15 protein-coding genes are annotated in these 17,031 nt (G+C 66.1%); 9 read left to right on the plus strand and 6 right to left on the minus strand.

Annotated features, from left to right (window positions below; genetic code table 11):
* Window positions 1-61: 61 nt before the first annotated feature.
* Together HGB10_06230 and HGB10_06235 are read right to left on the minus strand one after the other, a co-directional pair.
* Window positions 62-1,147, minus strand: a complete 1,086-nt coding sequence (locus tag HGB10_06230; GenBank protein NTU71398.1) for an ATP-grasp domain-containing protein — start codon at window positions 1,145-1,147, stop codon at window positions 62-64.
* 163 nt (window positions 1,148-1,310) lie between these two features.
* The gene (locus HGB10_06235) at window positions 1,311-2,060 is read right to left on the minus strand and encodes a VWA domain-containing protein (protein NTU71399.1); all 750 of its coding nucleotides are present in this window, start codon (window positions 2,058-2,060) and stop codon (window positions 1,311-1,313) included.
* A gap of 169 nt (window positions 2,061-2,229) precedes the next feature.
* On the opposite strand from HGB10_06235, the gene HGB10_06240 reads away from it, so the two are divergent.
* Window positions 2,230-2,814, plus strand: coding sequence for a helix-turn-helix transcriptional regulator (locus HGB10_06240; GenBank protein ID NTU71400.1), 585 nt, complete (start codon window positions 2,230-2,232; stop codon window positions 2,812-2,814).
* A 25-nt stretch (window positions 2,815-2,839) separates the two neighbouring features.
* Here the strand turns inward: HGB10_06240 and HGB10_06245 are convergent, their stop codons facing one another.
* Window positions 2,840-3,514: a hypothetical protein gene (locus tag HGB10_06245; protein ID NTU71401.1), complete on the minus strand. Its 675-nt coding sequence runs from the start codon at window positions 3,512-3,514 to the stop codon at window positions 2,840-2,842.
* Window positions 3,515-3,640: 126 nt separating this feature from the next.
* Window positions 3,641-4,120: a GtrA family protein gene (locus HGB10_06250; protein NTU71402.1), complete on the minus strand. Its 480-nt coding sequence runs from the start codon at window positions 4,118-4,120 to the stop codon at window positions 3,641-3,643.
* Window positions 4,121-4,254: 134 nt separating this feature from the next.
* Between HGB10_06250 and HGB10_06255 the strand changes: the two genes are divergently transcribed.
* The 6 genes from HGB10_06255 (at window position 4,255) to HGB10_06280 (ending at window position 12,373) form a co-directional block, all read left to right on the plus strand.
* Window positions 4,255-5,004: a polyprenol monophosphomannose synthase gene (locus tag HGB10_06255; protein ID NTU71403.1), complete on the plus strand. Its 750-nt coding sequence runs from the start codon at window positions 4,255-4,257 to the stop codon at window positions 5,002-5,004.
* Window positions 5,004-7,763 carry a YfhO family protein gene (locus HGB10_06260; protein ID NTU71404.1) on the plus strand — a complete coding sequence of 920 codons (2,760 nt, stop codon included), beginning with the start codon at window positions 5,004-5,006 and terminating at the stop codon, window positions 7,761-7,763. The genes HGB10_06255 and HGB10_06260 overlap by 1 nt, the downstream gene beginning before the upstream one ends.
* A gap of 48 nt (window positions 7,764-7,811) precedes the next feature.
* The gene (locus HGB10_06265; GenBank protein ID NTU71405.1) at window positions 7,812-8,345 is read left to right on the plus strand and encodes a hypothetical protein; all 534 of its coding nucleotides are present in this window, start codon (window positions 7,812-7,814) and stop codon (window positions 8,343-8,345) included.
* Window positions 8,342-9,523, plus strand: coding sequence for an iron-containing alcohol dehydrogenase (locus HGB10_06270; GenBank protein ID NTU71406.1), 1,182 nt, complete (start codon window positions 8,342-8,344; stop codon window positions 9,521-9,523). Before HGB10_06265 ends, HGB10_06270 begins: the two co-directional genes overlap by 4 nt.
* On the plus strand, window positions 9,520-10,920 hold the full coding sequence (locus tag HGB10_06275) for an aldehyde dehydrogenase family protein (GenBank protein ID NTU71407.1): 1,401 nt from the start codon (window positions 9,520-9,522) through the stop codon (window positions 10,918-10,920). The genes HGB10_06270 and HGB10_06275 overlap by 4 nt, the downstream gene beginning before the upstream one ends.
* Window positions 10,921-11,101: 181 nt before the next feature.
* A complete protein-coding gene (locus tag HGB10_06280) occupies window positions 11,102-12,373 on the plus strand; it encodes an OFA family MFS transporter (GenBank protein ID NTU71408.1) in 1,272 nt (423 codons plus the stop codon).
* A gap of 86 nt (window positions 12,374-12,459) precedes the next feature.
* Here the strand turns inward: HGB10_06280 and HGB10_06285 are convergent, their stop codons facing one another.
* Window positions 12,460-13,860, minus strand: coding sequence for an alkaline phosphatase (locus HGB10_06285; protein ID NTU71409.1), 1,401 nt, complete (start codon window positions 13,858-13,860; stop codon window positions 12,460-12,462).
* 269 nt (window positions 13,861-14,129) lie between these two features.
* Here HGB10_06285 and HGB10_06290 point away from each other — a divergent pair, with 269 nt between their 5' ends.
* Window positions 14,130-15,080, plus strand: a complete 951-nt coding sequence (locus tag HGB10_06290) for a hypothetical protein (GenBank protein ID NTU71410.1) — start codon at window positions 14,130-14,132, stop codon at window positions 15,078-15,080.
* A gap of 31 nt (window positions 15,081-15,111) precedes the next feature.
* Here the strand turns inward: HGB10_06290 and HGB10_06295 are convergent, their stop codons facing one another.
* Window positions 15,112-15,909: a murein peptide amidase A gene (locus HGB10_06295; protein NTU71411.1), complete on the minus strand. Its 798-nt coding sequence runs from the start codon at window positions 15,907-15,909 to the stop codon at window positions 15,112-15,114.
* Window positions 15,910-16,085: 176 nt separating this feature from the next.
* On the opposite strand from HGB10_06295, the gene HGB10_06300 reads away from it, so the two are divergent.
* Window positions 16,086-17,031, plus strand: a 946-nt coding sequence (locus tag HGB10_06300) for a hypothetical protein (protein ID NTU71412.1), incomplete at its 3' end; no start/stop codon positions are given.

Genomic DNA, 17,031 nt, shown 5'->3' on the forward strand with positions numbered 1-17,031 from the left:
GGGAGCCTCGCCGTCGTCGAATCGCTCAGGGCCATTCTAACGCCGACGGCACTCCAGACGCTCATGCGGGGGCGTCGCCGCGCATCCGCCTCAGGTCACGCAACAACAGCCCGGGGTCGTTCCACGGCATGTCGATGAACGCGCCGCTCGACGCGCGCCACGCACGCGTGCCCTCGCGTCGGCCGAGCGCCTCCTGCTGGTGCAGAAGGTTCTGCGGGAAGAGGCGGACGACCCGGCCCCGGTCAGCGAGGCGCGGTGTTCCGTCCCACCGCTTGGCGAGCACGTCGGCGTAGGCGCGCCCCATGTCAACACCGACCGACGTGCCGATGTGAAGCTGGGGAACGGGCCGCGGATTGATCTCGAGAATCACCGGGTCTCCGTCATCGACCAGGAACGCATCCGCACTCGCGAAGCCATTCATCGAGAACGCCGCACCGATGGCTTGTGCCGTGCGCAGGATCCGATCATCGATGGGCAGGAACTCGTTGATGCTCGATGGGCCGTTCTCGCCGGTGAGCTCAAGCTTACGCGCAGCCATGGCGGCGACAAGCTTCCCGCGACTGTAGAGGCACGGCATGTTGATGAGCTCGCCGTCGACGAACCGCTCCACGAGCACCGGGCAGCCGACCTCATCGGCCGCGATGGACGCCGCAGCCGACGAGTCCACCATCCGAACCGAGCGACCTCCCGCACCCCATCGGCCCTTCACGACCACACGCCCGCCAAGTCGCTGAGCGGCCTGGGCTGCTTGCGCGGCAGACTCGGCCACCTCGAAGTCCGCGACACGAAGGCCTGCGGCTCGGGCTGCCGGCGAGAAGAGTGTCTTGTTGCACAGTGTACGGACGTTCGCGCGCGGACCGCCGAGGATGCGACTGGCTTCCTTGCCGCCGAGTCGAATGACGTTGCGGATGAGGACCTCGTCGGTGAGAACGACCGCTTTGTAGTCGCTGGCGACACGCAACACCTCGAGCGCGATCGCCTCCGCGGCTCCATCGACAGCGATTCGCTTGCGGGCACGCCATGAGGCAGACGCGTAGCTGCCACCGCGGTCCATCAGGTCGCAGGACACGCCCGCCGCTGCAAGCATGGGCAACAGCCGTGCGGTGCCGATCCAGTCAACAGATTGGGCAACGAGAACTCGGGCCATGCGCTCCCTTTGCGGCTCACGCGGCACGTCCGCGCAGTGATCAGGCGACTACCCCTCGCGCTTTAGCATACCGCGACGGGGACGGGTACGAACCCGCATCGCGCCATCGGCGCATGCTGGCGCCTCGGCCGGTTGTCCGACCGAGGCGCCATGCGCCCCGCCCTTACGCCTGCGGCCCACCTTCCCCCTCGAGGTGCCGCTGACGCTCCTCCGGGCTCATCTCACGCCACTTCCGAGCCTCGATACGACCGAGCAGTTCCATGTCCGACGAGAAGAAGGCATCTCGCTTCTTATCGCCGTGCCGCCGATATGCGCTCACGTTGCACGACGCGCGACTGATGCCCTCGCTGGCCCCGGCAGAAGAGTGCGCGTAGTCGAGCGTGCGACCCTTGCGCAGCCCCATGGACTCACCGGCGGCGTAGCTGTCCTGGTTCGCTCCCAAGTACATGAACTCGTAGTCGGCCACGTCCTGTCTGGCCCTGATCAGATCAAACACCATCTGACTGGTGAACTCCTGACTCGCGTTCTCCATCCCGTCCGTCATGATCACGAACAGCACCTGGTCGGGGTGGTTCGCGGCGACGAAGTCGTCGGTGATGCGCATGGTCTCGCCGATGGCGTCGAACAGCGCCGTGCAGCCGCCGGGGCGATAGTTGGCGCGATCGAGATCCGGGACCTCGCGAAGCGGTACCGCCTCGCACACCGTGTAGGAGCGGCTATCGAATACCGTGAGAGTGAAGAAGGCATCGCCCTCCTCATCCGCCTGGGCGCCCTTGAACTCGTTGAAGCCCGAGATGGTCGCGTCTTCGATCGCCGACATCGACCCCGACTTGTCGAGTACGAAGTTGATGAGGATCGAACGGTCCTCCGGCTTCTTGGCCGGCTCCTTCTTGGGCTGCTTCCTCTGTGCCATGACTGACTCCCTCCATGAATGCTGACGCGAGACTAGCTCGCAGGTCTGACACGAACCCCGACGCGGCCGTCGTGGGGGTGGTCATACCGTCCCCGACACTATACTGACTTGTATACTATACTGTCAAGTCAAGATACGGAGTGGTATAGTCCCTGGCAGGAGGCTAGCCATGGACGACACACGAATCGGATCGTTGATACGCGCGCACCGTCGGTCCGCCGGTCTGACGCTCGACGAGGTGGCGGAGCGTGTCGGCGTGACGGCAGGCGCGCTCTCCCACATCGAGAGCGGGCGCAGGCTGCCGAGCCCACGGACCGCGCTCGATATCGGTCATGCACTCGGCATTCCTGACGAAGAGATGCTCTCAGCGCTCGACGAGGAGCATTCGACGCGCAGGCGGGACTCTGTTGCGGGGAAGCAGAAGCCGTCATCCCCCGCGCGTGACCTGACCTACATGAAGGCGATGCCAATCGAGGAACTGTTCGACGTCGCGGGGACTACTCCCCCGGTGTCGGCTCGGCTCTCGATGCGGTCGGCGTCACCCGCCCCGAGTCGCGATGGTCGCAGCGCGCGAACGACGGCCCGCTGGTCGGTGGACCGGGAAGCCCGACTCGAGGCACTGGACGACCTCGCCATGACGGCCGCCGAGGCGATCCGAACCCTCACGGGGCTGCTCGACGACAACGACCCGGCCATCGCGCAGGCGGCAACTCGGCAACTCGCTGAGCTCGGCGTAAAGCCGCCCAACCGCTGACACGCATGCGCGGCCGGCCCAAGCCTCAGGTCGTCTCGTCGCTCTTCGTGGGCGTGGAGTCGTTGCTCTTGGCCGGCGGCACGTACTTGTGGATGTACGTGCGCCAGGAACTGCGCTTGCTCGCGTTGCCTGCCGAGTCGACCGCCCACACCCGCCACCTGCGACGCACTGAGAGCACTCGCGCGGAATACGAGTTCGCGCTCAGCCCCTTGATGATCTGCGTATTGCCGTAGGTGCCATTCGAGCGCCGGTCCTGAATCTCGAAGGCGTACTTCACGGGCTCGCCGGAGTCATCTTCCACCTTGGTCCAACGCAGCGTGACGCGTGAGCTCGTGAGAACTGCGCCGTTCGCAGGGGCTGTCTGCTTGGGCTTCGGCGGTGCCGTTGTGTCCTCGGTGACCTCGACGACGTCGGTCGTCTCTTCGGTCAGCGTCGCGTCGACGGTCTCGGTCGGAATCTCCTCGACGACGCCCGCGGGCAGCGTCTCAACCACCGTTGTCGTGGGCTGAGCAGTGACCGGCGCAGGCTTGGGAGCGGTCGCTCGGCCAAGGGCAAAGCCGGCGCTCACGCCGACAACCAGTAGCACGATGGCGCTGACGACGATCGTCGTCTTCAGACGACGCTCGCGGTCCCACCCGCTGCGCTGGTAGGGACGCTCGCGAATCCGACCAAGATCTCCCCGCGGTCCGTGCTCGGCCATGCGGTCCTCCCGGACATGACGTCGACTGGCTCACACGGTAGACAGACATGAGCGCGGGGGCAAGGTGTCGGCGCAAGTTCGCACAGTAGAACGCAACGTGCTGGCCAGCGAGCAACCACGTGAGAGCTACTCGGAAACCGGCGGCTCCGCCTGCCCACTCGGCTTCTTGAAGGTGAAGTACTTGTGGCCGAGGTAGCTGATGACCGTGGTCACCACGATGGCCGCGAGCTGCGCGACGAGCGCAGACAGTCCGAGAAAGTGCATCCCGGACCACAGGATGAGCGATGAGAGGCCTTGGGCAGGCAGATAGATGAAGTAGGCACGAAACACCTCGTGGCCGAAGTGGCCCTTGGAGCGGAACACGAGGTACTTCATCGTCGTGGTCGACCAGACGACGGCGACGATCCACGTCGCCCACTGGAGGATGATCGCTGCGGTCTTGTGGTCCACTCCCGCAGCCGCCTCCAGCGGCTCGGAGAGGAACCGGATCGCAAGCGCGAACATCGCGTAGTTGACGAGCGTGTTCATCACGCCGACGACGAGGTAGCGAAACTTCTCGCCATGCACGTCGTACACGTTGCTCACCGATTGTCGAAGATCGCTCACGTCGCCTGCTCACTCGCTGCGGGATTGATGGTGCGGGGCTCGAGTGCCCACGCCGCGTAACGGTGTATCATGCCTCGGGGGTTCTCGCTCGCCCGCGTGATTCTTACACATTTCCGATTCTCAGGGAGACAGCCGTGCGCACCGTCGTCGTAGTGCCCACATACAACGAAGCCGGCAACATCCAGCGACTCGCCGAGCTGCTGCTCGCGCTCGAGCCTTTCGTCGACGTCCTCATCGTCGATGACAACTCGCCTGATGGAACCGGGCGACTCGGCGACGAGATCGCTGCGGGCAATGACCGCTTTCACATGCTGCACCGCACCGAGAAGCGCGGCTACTCGGCATCCTCCAAAGAGGGCATGCAGTGGGCGCTGTCGCATGGCTACGAGGCTGTCGCCACGATGGACGGAGACCTGTCGCACGATCCGGATGTGCTGCCTCGGCTCATGGCGGCCGTGGAGGCGGGCGCAGATCTCGCGATCGGCTCGCGCTACACGCCCGGCGGCGAGATCCAGGTCGACTGGGGCCCCTTCCGACGCGCCGTCAGTCAGGCCGGCAGCGCGTACGCGCGCATGATGGTGGGGACACCTACGCGAGACTGCACGAGCGGGTATCGCTGCTACAACGCCGCGATGCTTCGCACCATCCCCATCATGGCGATCCAATCAGAGGGCTACAGCTTCCTCATCGAGTTGCTCGCCGGGTTGCGCGACCGCAACGCCACGATCGTCGAGGTGCCGATTACCTACGTCGATCGACGCCACGGCGCATCGAAGATCTCCAAGTCCATCATCTTCGAGGCGCTCGGGCGCACGACCTCGGTCGGCCTCGCGCGCGTGACAGGTAAGCGCCGGCGCGAAGCCGGTTCGGTGGGGCCGAGCTGATGCAGCCCCCCGCGCGGCGGGAGGATGCGCGCACGTTCGCGCTTTCGATGGCCGCCTTCGCGCTCATCACCCTCGTCGCGTACTGGTCGTTCGTGCGCACCGGCACGTCCTTCGTCTGGCAGTACGACGGCATCGACCAGCACTATCCGGCGCTGTACTTCTTCAACCGCTGGATCCGTGGCTTCCTGCACGCCCCGGGCGCGGGCCTTCCCCTCTGGTCGTCCGAGATCGGAATGGGCGCCGATGTCTTCTCGACGCTCGGGTTCTACGTCATCGGAGATCCGTTCGCTCTGCTGAGCCTGCTCTTCCCGATGTCGCAGATGGAAGCCGCCTACAACACGATGTTTCTGGTGCGCGTGATGTGCACCGGTGCGGCATCGCTGTGGTACCTCCGCACGATGGGCGCCAAGCCGCTTCCCGCTCTCACAGGTGCGGTGCTCTACACGTTCAGCGGATTGATCCTGTTCACCGCCACCATGCACCCGTTCTTCATGAACGTCGCGGTGTTCCTCCCGCTCATGTTCGTCGCAATCGAATGGGCACTCAGGCGCAAGCGGCCGTGGATGCTCGTGCTCGTGACGTTCCTGTCCGCAGCGGCCAACTTCTACTTCTTCTACCTCATCGTGCTGCTGTCACTCGTCTACGGAGTGGCCCGGTACTTCGAACTGACCCCCGCCGATGAGCGCTGGAGGCGCCTGGCTCCCACAGCGATACGCTTGGTCGGCCTCGCGGCGATCGGCGTCGCGCTTGCGGCACCAACACTCGTCACGTCCGCGATGATGATCGGCAACACAGCGCGCGGACAGGCGGTCTACAGCCCGCAGTTCCTCTACTCGTTCACCGACTACCGCACCATGATCACGGCGCTCGTCGCGACCAACCGCTCGACGAACTTCTCGTTCATGACGTTCTCAATGCTCGGGATCATCATGGTTCCCGTGCTCTTCCGGCGCACGAAACGCTATCCGGCACTCAAGTTCCTCATCGTCGCGCTCGCAGCGTTCATCGTCTTGCCGATATTCGGCTACCTGTTCAACGGCTTCACCTTCCCCAACTTCCGCTACTCCTTCGCACTCGGGCTGTTCCTCGCGCTCGCAACGGCACTCGTGCTCTCCGAGGACAAGCCTCTCGGCCGAAACGACCTGCTCGCGATGGCCGGCGGCTATCTCGGGTACGCGGCCCTCCTCCTGCTCATCGCGCAACCGCTCGGCCGGGCGGTACTTGCGCCGCTGATCATCGGCGCCGGCTTCCTCGCGTTGTTCGCGTTCGGCGTGCTGTGGCCCCACCGTACCCGGGCGTTGCAGGTGGCAGTCCTCCTATTGCTCGTGACCAACGTCGCCGTGAACAGCGCGCTGCTGTTCAATCCCCGCTACACCAACACCCTCACCACGTATGTCGAAGCGGGCGAGGTGCAGGCGACGTATCGGAAGAGCGCCGGCTCGCTGGCGAGACTGCTGCCTCAAGCGGGCTTCTATCGGGTCGAGAACAGCGAGTGGCCTGACTACAACGAGGCGATGGTCGACCGCTTCAACGGAACGTCGTTCTACTTCTCGCTCATGGACGGGGGCCTGACACGTCTCAAGTCCGACCTCGGGCTCGAATCCCAACGCCTGTACTCGTTCTCCTTCAACGGGTTCAACGGACGCGCCATCCCCACGGCTCTGTTCGGGACCGAGTACTACCTCACGAGGGCCGATGAGAGCAGCGCCACGCCGTTCGGGTTCACCCGAGTGCTCAAGCGTGGCACCCGTGAGGCGTATCGCAACCAGTACGCGCTGCCGCTGGGCTTCGTCTACGACTCGGTCATGAACCGTGGCGCCTTCGACTCGCTCTCGACCCTCGAACGTCAGAGCACGATGCTCGTTGCGGCAGTGGTCGACACTGCGACCGCGCCAGCGCTCCCGCGAACACTCACCGCGACCGCACCGATCGAGGTGCCCTACAGCGTCGTGGAGACCGAGGGGCTCGATTTCGATCCGGTGGCCAGGACGGTCACGCGCACCGACTCCGACAACATGCTCGTTCTCGGGATACCACCGGTGAACGACGCCGAGCTCTACGTCGAGATCACCCGCTTCGAGAACACGATCGTCGACCCGCTTCAGCGGCTCAAGCAGCGCAAGGATGCGCCGACGCGCGTGGAGCTCGAACGGGCGCAGAGCCTCACGAACTCGATGATCTGGCCATGGACGCTGCACACCTACGTCGAGTCGGGAGGCGTGCAGCGAAGCCTGCTGTGGGCGACTCCCCTCTCGCCGTACCACTGGGGCGAGGACACGCACCTGGCACATCTCGGCTACCAGCGCAGCGAGGCGACGACCGTTGGGATCGGGTGGGAGGCCGTCGGCACGACCACCTACGACAGCCTGCGCGTCCTCAAGGTGCCGATGGATGGGTTCCCGGCCGCAATCGAGAAGCTGCGCTCTCAGGCGATGACCGACATCGTGGTGGGGACGAACACGGTGTCGGGGACTGTGACCTCCGACGGTGGCCTGCTGTTCCTCTCGATTCCGATGAGTAAGGGCTGGACGGCGACTATCGACGGCGAGCCTGCGGCGATCCACTCGGCCAACTCAGCGTTCATGGGTATCGAGGTCCCAGCGGGCACGCACCGCATCGAGCTGCGGTTCGTCGCGCCAGGCATCAAACTCGGACTCGGGATCGCCGCGGTGGGGCTCGTCGCACTGCTCGGGCTCATCGGATTCGGGATCGTCACCGCACGCCGTGCGAAGATCGTCATCTCGTCGGGGGGCGAGTGACACCACCGCAGGCGCACAACGCTACTATGGTTCGCGAGGGGTGATTCCATGACTGCCAACGCACCGCGCCGGATACGCGAGCGGGCAAAACCGATTCGCAAGATTCTCGCCGGCACCGTTCTGTTCTTCCTCGGTCGAGGGCTGGTCGCGGCCGTTCGTGTGGATTCGCGCGTCCGAGACGAACTTCGCACCTGGCCCACCGGCACCATCGTGACCATCGCGATAGCGCCCGACGGCCCGCAGATCTCCTGGGAGTATCGGGCGGGTCGCCTCGCCTACCTCGGGCGACGCATCGTTAAGCCGACGATCGCCGTGACGTACAAGAGCGTCGACGTCGCGCTGCCGGTGCTTATCGGCAGGCAGGGCATCCTCTCGGCGTTCGCCGAGCACCGCTCGACGCTTCTGGGCGACATCGGGCTCGGGATGTCGCTCGTGCGCTGTCTGCATATCGTGGAGAGCTACCTGTTCCCCGACGTCATCGGCAGAAACGTCTTGCCGGGAGCGCCCTCACGCCAGGTTTCTCACGTGCGCGCGTACGCCGCTCTCGTCTTTCCCGCAGCGAATGTGGAGGGCACATCGTGATCCCCAACTACTACGAGTTCCGCGCGGCGACCAAGATCCTCTCGGGCGAGCATGCGATCGAGCACGTGCCCTACGAGCTGGCGAACCTGGGGGTCACGCGCGTCCTCGTGATCACCGACGAGCGCGTCCGTAGCCTCGGGCTCGTGCAGCCGCTGCTCGATGCGGTGGGCGACTCCGACGTCGTGGTCGCGGCCCTCTTCGACGAGGTACCGGTCGACTCGTCCGTGGCGGTCGCGAACAAGGTCGCCGAGGAGTACGCGGCCGCCGGCTGCAACGGCATCATCGCCGTGGGCGGCGGCTCGGTGCTCGACACCGCGAAGGGCGCCGCGATCGTACTTGCAGCCGGCGGTGCCGATCTGATGACGATGCGCGGCTCCGAGGTGCTGACCAATCCCGCGCTGCCGCCGCTGGTCGCGGTGCCGACAACGGCCGGCACGGGCTCCGAGGTCACCGGAGCGGCTGTCATCAAGGACACCGTGCGCGAGGTGAAGATGGCGTTCGTCTCCTTCGATCTCGCGCCCACGGTCGCCGTACTCGACCCGCGCATGACCCTACAGCTTCCGCCGAGAATCACGGCGTCGACGGCGATGGACGCGCTGGTGCACTCGGTCGAGGCAGCGTCGGGCCGCCAGGCCAACCCGCTCTCCGACGCCTACGCGCATGCCGCGATCACCCTGGTCCGAGAGCATCTTGCCCCGGTCCTGCGCGACGGCTCGGATCCCCAGCGGCGACTCGCGCTCGCCAACGCCGCGCTCATGGCCGGCATCGCGTTCAGCAACTCGATGGTGGGCGGCGTACACGCGCTGGGCCACGCGTGCGGCGCGATCGCGCACGTCGCGCACGGCGACGCGATGGCGATCCTGCTCCCGCACGTCATGCGCTTCAACCTCGAGGTCGCCGCCGACTCCTACGCCGCACTGCTGCTGCCGCTCGCCGGTCCCGTCGCGTTCGCAGCCGCGGCACCCGACGCGCGCGCAGCTGCGGCTATCGATGCCGTCGAAGCGCTGCTGGACGTAGGCGCGAACGCGGGGCTGCCCCGGCGACTCGCTGACGTGGGTGTGACCGCCGAGCAGCTCGACGCGATCGCTCACGCGGCCATCAACGACGGATCCGTCGCGTTCAACCCGCGCGAGCTCACGCTTACCGACGCTGCCGCCATCCTCAAGGCCGCGCTGTGAGCGACACGGGCGCGCCCGGCGCCGCGAAGATCACCGGGCTCGCCGAGCGGCAGCGCGCGGCGTTTCGCGCTGTCGGCCCGACGAGCGCGGCCAGCCGCCGCGACCATCTGCGCGTACTGCGCGCGGCGGTTCTCGAGCGCGAGCCGCAGATCCTCGCGGCGCTCGCAAACGACCTGGGCAAGTGCGAGTTCGAGGCGTACGGCAGCGAGATCGCGCCGCTTCTCGGCGAGCTGGACTCGGCGATCGCGCACGTTGGAACGTGGTCGCGCATGCGGCCCGTGGGCACGCCGCTGCTGACTCCGGGCACGAGTTGGGTGCGCCCCGAGCCCTACGGCACCGCACTCGTCGTCGCGCCGTGGAACTACCCGCTGCAGCTCGCGCTCATCCCGGCGGTAGGTGCGATCGCAGCCGGCAATCACGTCGTCGTCAAACCGTCCGAGCACGCGCCGGCCACCTCGGCGGTCATCTGCGACATCCTCGCGGCGTGCTTCGAGCCCGAGTTCGCGTGCGCGGTCGTGGGCGGCGTCCCCGAGACGCAGGAACTGCTCGCACAGCGCTGGGACTACATCTTCTACACCGGCAGCACCAACGTGGGCCGCATCTTCGCATCGGCTGCTGCGGAGCAACTGACGCCGATCACGCTCGAGCTCGGCGGCAAGAACCCGTGCGTGGTCACCGAACACGCCGACCTCCGCGCTGCCGCCAAGCGCATCGCGTGGGGCAAGTGCTTCAACGCCGGACAGACCTGCGTCGCGCCGGACTACATCCTCGCGCACCGCTCCATCCGGCCCCAGCTCGTCGAGGAGATCGGCCGCGCGCTCGTCGCCTTCTACGGCGCTGACCCGTCGAAGAGCTCCGAATACGGTCGCATCGTCAATCGACCGCACGTCGAGCGGCTTGTCGCGATGCTCGCCGGTGAGCACGTCGCCATCGGCGGTCAGTTCGATGCGGAGACGTGCTACGTCGCACCCACCGTCGTCGACGGCGTGAGCTGGGACAGCGCGCTCATGCGCGAGGAGATCTTCGGTCCCGTGCTGCCCGTACTCGACTACGACGACCTCGATGCCGAACTCGCTCGCATCGCCGAGCGACCCAAGCCACTTGCCTTCTACCTGTTCTCGCGCAACTCCGCCGAGCGCCGACTCGCCGAGACGGTACCCGCCGGCGCGGTCGTCACCAACGACGTTCTCATCCAATTCACCAACGAGAGTCTGCCGTTCGGTGGCGTCGGCGACTCAGGTATCGGCGCCTATCACGGGCGGCACACCTTCGAGACGTTCTCACACCACAAAGCCGTGCTGCGACGCCGCGGCTTCCCGCGCCTCCTCGGCGTGCGGTGGCCGCCGTATCGCCTCCCGATGTGGCTCATCAAGCTCTCGCTCAAGTGGTTCGGCTGAGTTTCGCCGCTTACCGTTGGGCGGACACGGCTCGACCGTTCTCTACCACCGCTCGCCGCCATCGTGCTACCGTTCACGGGTCGTTTGCGTGACGCAAGCGGCGCACTTCTCGGATACTCGCGCTCGGCGCTGCTGCGCCGCCTGAGTCACCGCAACTGCCGCTTGATGCCTGGAGGACAACATGGCCCGCGCTGCCACACGAGGCTGGATCGTCACGCTCGCAGGACTCGGTATCAACCTCGCACTCGGGGTTCTCTACTCGTGGTCCATCATCGCCAAGGTGCTCTCTAAGCCGGTCGCGGAAGGCGGCTGGGGCTGGAGCGCAGGCGCTGCGAGTCAGCCGTACGCCATCGCCGTGGGAGTGTTCGCGGTCTCGATGGTGTTCGCGGGACGCGCCCAGGACCGCTTCGGTCCGCGCATCGTCGCCTCCGTCGGCGGCGCACTCACCGGCATCGGGATGATCATCGCGAGCTTCGGAACCGCGACGAATTCGCTGCCGGTTCTACTCGGCTTCGGCGTGTTCTCCGGCATCGGTATCGGGCTGGGTTACGCCGCCGCCACGCCGGCCGCCGTCAAGTGGTTCCCGCCCGCACGCAAGGGCCTCATTACCGGTATCGTCGTCGCCGGTTTCGGGCTTGCGAGCGTCTACATCGCACCGCTGACCAAGTGGCTGCTCGCCACCTACCACGTTGAAGGCGCGTTCCGCATCCTCGGCGTGGCGTTCCTCGTGGTGACCGTCGGTCTCGCGCAACTGCTCAACAACCCACCGGCCGGCTTCGTTCCCGCCGGGTCGGTCCCCACAGCGGTCGCGGCCGCCGCACCCGTGCGTCGCGACTACGACTGGCGCGAGATGATCCGCACGCCGCAGTTCGCACTGCTGTGGCTGATGTTCGCGTTCTCGGCGTTCGCAGGACTCATGATCATCGGCCACATGGCCAAGATCGCTGCGCTGCAGATGGCCGGCATCGATCTGGGCTTCATGCTCGTCGCGGTGCTCGCAGTGGGCAACGCACTCGGCCGCGTGGTCTCCGGCATCCTGTCCGATACGTTCGGTGGGATCCGCACGATGCTGATCGTCTTCGTCACCCAAGCGTTGATGATGGGGGTCCTCGCGTACTCCGATAACGTCGCGATGCTCTTCCCCGTCGCCGCCGCGATCGGCTTCTGCTACGGCTCGAACCTCTCGCTGTTCCCGTCGACGACCGCCGGCTTCTTCGGCACCAAGAACCTCGGCGTGAACTACGGCCTCGTGTTCACGGCCTGGGGCGTGGGTGGCGTGTTCGGCTCGATGACGGCAGGCTCGATCGTCGACTCGACGCACAGCTACGCCATCGCCTACGCGATCGCTGCGGGGCTGTGCCTCGTCGCCGCCGCACTCACCTTCGCGACCAAGCCGCCGTCGCCGGGCATCGTCGCGAACATGGGCGCCAAGGAGAAGCGCGCCGCAGCGTAAGGACACGCTCACACCGATCAACAACAGAGCCCCCGCCGGTGACCCGACGGGGGCTCTTCAGTCGCGTGGCGCGGTTTGCCCGGGTGCTACCTCATGCTTGCGATGATCGTCTTCGCGATATCGGTGTTGTCGAGGTAGGCGCCACGCACAGAGTCGCTGCCGATAGCCGAGGCCGCGAGCTTGCCCGACGAGGTGCCGCGCGCGAACAGCGGTATCAGAGCGTTGGTGTGGTCGGTGCTGTTGAACTGCATGCCGGGCATGATGCTGATGCCGTTGTTGACGAGGGTCGTCCACAGCGGACCGGCGGCGAACTGTCCGCTTCCGGGGCCAGTCAGGTAGCCGGTCTCGTGGTCACCGGTGACGATAACGAGTGTCTCGCTCCAGCTGGACTTCGTGTTGACCCAGTTCACGACCGTCTCAACAGCTGTGTTGAAGTCTTCCTGCTCCTCGATGACGCGACCCTGCTGGTTGGCATGGCCAGCCCAGTCGACCGCGCCACCCTCGACCATCAGGAAGAGCCCGTCGCGGTCGTTGTCGAGCACGTTGAGGGCGCCCTTGGTCATCGTGGCGAGCGTCGGAACGTTGGTGTTGAACGGCACAGTGAACGCGGCTGCGGCCTTGTCCCCGCCACGGTTCTGCTGCAGCGTGGTGTAGGCCTGCGGCACTCCGACGACGCGGCGCGGGGTGGCACCGGTGGTCAGGGCATCGAAGTCGGCCTTCGTCTGGATGAGCTTGAAGGCGTCCTGGTCGCCGTCACGATCAGCGTCGGATCCGACGAGGCCGGCGTTGAGCGCGTCCCACGTGGCCTGACCTCCCACGTAGTTGTAGTTGCTCGCGACAGGCGTGCGCGCAGCGCCGCTGTCATCGAAGTTCGGGTTGCCGGCGCCCATGATGACGTCGACCGCCGAGAACTTGAGCATCTCGTTGGCGATGCCGACGTAGTCGTTGCGTGAGGGGTTGTGTGCGACGAAGCCGGCGGGGGTCGCGTGGCTGAACTCGACGGTCGAAACCACGCCGGTCGCCTTGCCGCGCTCCTCAGCGTACTCGAGCGCGTGCTTGAGCTTGTTGCCGTTGACGTCCACGCCGATCGCGGCGTTGTAGGACTTCGTCCCGGTCGACATCGCCGTGGCGGCCGCGGCCGAGTCGGTGGGGTTGGCCTTGACGTAGTCGAAGGTCGCCCATGCCTGCGCGGGGTCGTATCCACCGCCCACGGAGGGGTGGGCGAACGTCGACATGGCCTTGCGGACCGGGAACTTCTCGTAGCCCTGCGAGACGAGCTTGCCGTCCGAGTAGAGGTTGGCCGCGCTGAGCTCGTTGTAGCCCATGCCGTCCGAGATCAGGACGATGACGTTCTTGACCGTGCGCACTGGAGCCTCATGCCTCGAGGTGCTTGCGAAGGCGTTTGCGGGGAACAGGCCCACCACGAGCGCGGCGGCGAGTGCGCCGCGTGCGACCCTATGTGCCTGCGAAGCAAGCGTACCGTTCATGTTGTTCCTCCTAGGTAGCCGTGTCCGAGAATCACCGCTGTGAGATGTCGAGAGGTGGTCGTGCGGATCTGCATCAGATCCACTCCGGATGCTCGTGTGTCGGCGTGCCCCCTTCCCCCCAGACGACCGTACAAGGCGCAGTGTGAAGCGGGGCGACCCTCGGGTGGTTGCAGCGCCGTAAGAAGCAGGTTAGAAACGCGTGAAGCGCATCTGTCGCACTTCGTCATGACCGTCGGATACTCTGGAGTCCGGATGAAACGGCGGTATCAATGACCACCCGAACGCGACGGATTGTTGTATTCATCGGCCTGATCGCGACGATCGTCGCAGGGCTGGTATCGTGCGGCGTCGTCGCATCGTCGCTCTTCGGCCGAGCCACTCAGTCGTCCCGACCCGAGCCCGCCGCGCAGCCCGCGCCCAAGTCGCCGAAGGCGTACAAAGGCCTCGGCACGTGGGTCGACCTCTGGGACGCCCGCGCGTGGCGAGACCCGGCGGGAGCCGTAGCCGACATGGAGAGCCACGGCGTCAAGACGATCTACATCCAGACCGGCAACTCTCGCTCGACCAGCGGCATCTCGAACCGTGAGGCGCTCGCCGACTTCATCCGCGAGGCCCATAAGCGCGACATGTACGTGGTCGCATGGTACCTGCCGAGCCTCAAGGCAAAGTCACACGACTACGAGCACGTCATGGAGGCCATCGAGTTCGAGACCTCCGATGGACAGCGCTTCGACTCGTTCGCGCTCGACATCGAGTCGACTGCGGTCAAGCGGATCGCGACGCGCAACGCCAATCTCGCGAAGCTGTCGGCACGCATTCGCAAAGCCGTCGGCAAAGACTACCCCCTCGGCGGGATCATCCCTTCGCCGTCCGGCATCGCCAAGCAGAGCGGCTTTTGGGATGACTTCCCCTATGAGAACGTCGCGAACGACTACGACGTACTCCTGCCGATGGCCTACTACACCTACCACGGCAACACGGGACCGCAGGCGAAGGCCGACGCGATGCTGAGCATGAAGATCCTGCGTGAGCAGCCGGGCTGCGAACGGATCCCCGTGCACTTGATCGGCGGCATCGCAAGTCGCTCATCACCCGCCGAGATAGAGGCGTTCGCGAAGGCCGCGCGTGACACGGGGTGCATCGGCGCGAGCATCTACGACTGGGCCGGCACCAAGCCTGCGCAGTGGCGCAAGCTCGAAGCGGTGTGGGGAGCCGATTAGCGCTCCGACGCCCGGCGGGAAGCCGGTGTCGCTACCTGACCCATGCGAGCAGGCCCGAGCGCACGTTCGTGGTCAGCTTCGTGCTCGACAGCTCCCAGGTCAGCAACGTGATGCCAAACTTCTCGGGAACGTAGCTGCCCATCGATCCGGAGTACTTCCCCAGCCGATAGATGCGGATGTGCGCCGCGCGGGCCACCTTGCGTGCAAGCGCCTTGGAGCCGACGCCGTTGTAGTCGATGATGCCGCCGCGTGAGTGGAGGCTCATGACGCGGGCGTAACGGCGGTCCTTGAGAAGCGCGACCATGACGCGGGTCTCACGCGCGGAAGCCGGTCGCGAGCCGTGACTGAGGGTCCCGCGTGCGTGCTTGTGCGTCCAGTTGCTCGCGGGGAAGTTGCGGTTGAGGTCGATGTTGTACGCGTTACCACGACGCTTCAGGGCGCGGCCATCCGGGTTCGAGTACGCCACAATATCGATCGTCGTATCGGTGGGAATCGCGCTGGGGTGGGTCCGCAGGTACGCCGCGAACTTCGCCGCGACCGGTCCGCCTTTCTCGGTGCCGTGGATGCCGCCGACGATGAGCAGCCGCTTCGGACCGGTCCCGAATCGCTCCAGGACGATACGGCGCCCGCGGGCCGAGTAGCCGATGGTGTGGGTGGTCGACACCGATGCGGTCGGCGTCGTCTCGGGGGTCCCGGTGACCTCGGTCGCGGGATCGGCGGTCGCCACGACGGGAGTGGCGTGAGCGAGCTGCGGTGCGAGCACGCACGCGAGCGCAAGCGCGAACGCCAGCGCCCTCAACTCGATCCTCGCGTGCCGAACACCACGCATTCCCGATACCCCTTTCGATGTGCCTATCAGGGTATACCCTCTCGCACTCCCCGCAACCGCGCCGCACTGGTGTGATGGATATCACATAGCGCTCTGTGGGCGCGGGGAATACTCGGGTGTGTGGTGGCTCGCCGCGAAGCCGATCAGCCTCGCGAATCACGAGGAAGGGCTGTCACATGAACAATCGATCACCGATTCGAACCTGCGTGGTAGCGCTCTTCACCGTCGCGCTGATCGCGCTCGCCACGCCCGCATGCGCCAGCTCCACAGCGTCGGCACCCGGCGCCTCATCCTCACTCCAGCCCGCTGCACTCCCGGCATCGTCTGCACCGACCGAGACCGCACGCCTCGTCTTCGTGCACCACTCGACAGGTGAGGCATGGCTTGCGGACGACTACGGGGATCTCGGCAAGAGTCTCGGCAGCAACAACTACTACGTGAGCGACACCAACTACGGCTGGGGTCCAAGCAGCATCGGTGACCGTACCGACATCGGCGACTGGTGGACGTGGTTCCGCGGTCCGAGCGCATCGACGTACACGGCGGCGCTCTACGGACACTCCGGCCAGCTGTCGAGCTACACGCGCACGCTCACGAGTCCCGGCGGTGAGAACGCCGTCATCATGTTCAAGTCGTGCTTCCCTAATAGTAGTGTGGGCGGATCAGCATCGGACCCGATACCCGCAATCGGTGATAACCCGCTGGCCGGCGACGGTGCGAACGGCCTGACCGTCGGAAACGCCAAGGGCGTCTACCTCGACCTGCTGCCGTACTTCGCGGCGCACCCCGACAAGCTGTTCGTGCTGGTCGTGTCGCCGCCGCTCCGCTCGGGTGAGACCAACGCGACGCACGCGGCGAATGCGCGCACCCTCGCGAACTGGCTGACGAGCCCAACGGGCCTGCTTGACGGCTACACCACAGGCAATGTCTTCGTCTTCGACTACTTCACTGTGCTGACGGGAGGGCACCACCGGCTGGTCGGCGGAGTGGTGGAGCACTCCGCGGGGCCCACCAACTACCTCGCGTACCCAACGGGCGACTCGCACCCGTCGGCGGCGGGCGACACGGTCGCGACGACGGAGTTCGTGCCGATGCTCAACGCCGCGTACTCGGCGTGGAAGA

It is taken from the genome of Coriobacteriia bacterium, assembly GCA_013334745.1.
Classification (GTDB): domain Bacteria; phylum Actinomycetota; class Coriobacteriia; order Anaerosomatales; family JAAXUF01; genus JAAXWY01.

Bases quoted from the DNA above. Each gene is read 5' to 3' on its own strand.
- HGB10_06290 (NTU71410.1), top strand. From the start codon at position 14,130: ATGACCACCCGAACGCGACGGATTGTTGTATTCATCGGCCTGATCGCG.
- HGB10_06235 (NTU71399.1), bottom strand. From the start codon at position 2,060: ATGGCACAGAGGAAGCAGCCCAAGAAGGAGCCGGCCAAGAAGCCGGAG.
- HGB10_06245 (NTU71401.1), bottom strand. From the start codon at position 3,514: ATGGCCGAGCACGGACCGCGGGGAGATCTTGGTCGGATTCGCGAGCGT.
- HGB10_06265 (NTU71405.1), top strand. From the start codon at position 7,812: ATGACTGCCAACGCACCGCGCCGGATACGCGAGCGGGCAAAACCGATT.
- HGB10_06280 (NTU71408.1), top strand. From the start codon at position 11,102: ATGGCCCGCGCTGCCACACGAGGCTGGATCGTCACGCTCGCAGGACTC.
- HGB10_06285 (NTU71409.1), bottom strand. From the start codon at position 13,860: ATGAACGGTACGCTTGCTTCGCAGGCACATAGGGTCGCACGCGGCGCA.
- HGB10_06230 (NTU71398.1), bottom strand. From the start codon at position 1,147: ATGGCCCGAGTTCTCGTTGCCCAATCTGTTGACTGGATCGGCACCGCA.
- HGB10_06240 (NTU71400.1), top strand. From the start codon at position 2,230: ATGGACGACACACGAATCGGATCGTTGATACGCGCGCACCGTCGGTCC.
- HGB10_06295 (NTU71411.1), bottom strand. From the start codon at position 15,909: ATGCGTGGTGTTCGGCACGCGAGGATCGAGTTGAGGGCGCTGGCGTTC.
- HGB10_06260 (NTU71404.1), top strand. From the start codon at position 5,004: ATGCAGCCCCCCGCGCGGCGGGAGGATGCGCGCACGTTCGCGCTTTCG.